We start from the raw sequence: 1,274 nt of genomic DNA, 5'->3' as shown, positions 1-1,274 counted from the left end.
CCTGGCAGTATTGCATCTGGGAAGACACCGAGAGCGCAAAACAGGCGGGCGCAACGGAGGACGAGATCGAAGAGGCCGTCGCTATCGCCGCTCTGTCACGGCACTGGAGCACGATCTTCAACGGCATGCAGGTCGACTTTGAGACCTTCAAGAAGGATCTCGGCGGCGACGCTCAGGCTGCCGCGCCTGCCAAGTAGCGCGAGCCTTGTCGGCACATTGTCGGGATTGGGGCCAGGCCGCGGCAACCATCGTCGGCATCCGCGGACCGGAATAGGGAGTGGAATTCTCATTTTACAGGGAGGTAAAGATGCCAGTAGTCTTCGGAGAAACCGTCAGCACAGTCAAAGATATCGTGTCCGTGCTAAAGAAACACGGTGACGCGGTGCGTGGCACCTATCGTGCCCGCTACCGCTTCGACCCGCAATCAGGCGATCCTTACACAACACCGCTACTGGAGCGACCGGCGAGCCTCAAGGACAATTCGCCGACCGCCGTCTTTCCCTGGGAGCAGATCTTTGCCGCGGCGGCTGTGTGCGCCGGCTCGGATTATCCGATGCTGGCAGCGCATGCGGGGGTCGATCTTCGTTCGGTCGATTTCATCGCGGAAGGCGTGTTCGACCCGCGTGGCGAGTTCGACGGACTTGATGGGCTCACGGCGCCCGTGGACGCCCGGCATTGCTACGTGTCCCTGCACCTCAGCGCGACCGTGTGTTCTTCGGCGCCCCGCGCCGATCTGGAGAAAATTCATGAGCGCGCGATCTCGCACAACATGGTGCTTGGCGCCCTTAGAGGAATTCCCATGACCAGCGAATTGGTGATTCACCAGGCGTGATCCTTGTCGCAGAACTCGCCCGCTGGGCGGTCTGTGGCTTAGTCCCGCCGGTTGCGGCCGGCGGGCCAAATGTGCCTCGTGCACGTTTGCGCCACCACGATCCTGGCAATTTCGCGGGGCGATCTGCTCGAAAGGCAACGGATGGCGGCCGACAGCAACGAGCCGACTGCCCGCTGCAGTAGCGCGCTGCTCGCCAAGTGTTATAGCGCGGAAGGGTTCGGCATTGCGAACCCCGTGACCGCCCCGGCCATCGATATGGCGCAACACATTTCGATACTGGATCGAACGGTGCTTTCGCCCTCTATTTGAAACTGGCGATGGGCAGGAATTTCACCGCGGAGCCGGTGAAGCGGCGGTGATCGGACGTCCGTCCCCGCGGTTGGAATCCATCGAGATAGACATGCTCCGGCGCCGTGCGGATGAAATTGGCGGCAATCATGGG

General features: G+C 61.7%; 1 protein-coding gene and 1 pseudogene. Both read left to right on the top strand.

What is annotated here, in order from left to right:
* Nucleotides 1–197: pseudogene (locus EN994_RS31995) on the top strand (carboxymuconolactone decarboxylase family protein); the annotation flags it as partial.
* Nucleotides 198–307: 110 nt separating this feature from the next.
* Nucleotides 308–832 (top strand): OsmC family protein, encoded by a 525-nt coding sequence (locus tag EN994_RS31990; protein ID WP_013530204.1) that lies wholly within the window; start codon nucleotides 308–310, stop codon nucleotides 830–832.
* Nucleotides 833–1,274 lie beyond the last annotated feature (442 nt).

It is taken from the genome of Mesorhizobium sp. M7A.F.Ca.CA.002.09.1.1 (assembly GCF_003998555.1).
Taxonomy (GTDB): domain Bacteria; phylum Pseudomonadota; class Alphaproteobacteria; order Rhizobiales; family Rhizobiaceae; genus Mesorhizobium; species Mesorhizobium ciceri.
Note: the sequence above shows the minus strand (reverse complement) of the source record. Positions and strands in the feature narration are given on the sequence as shown.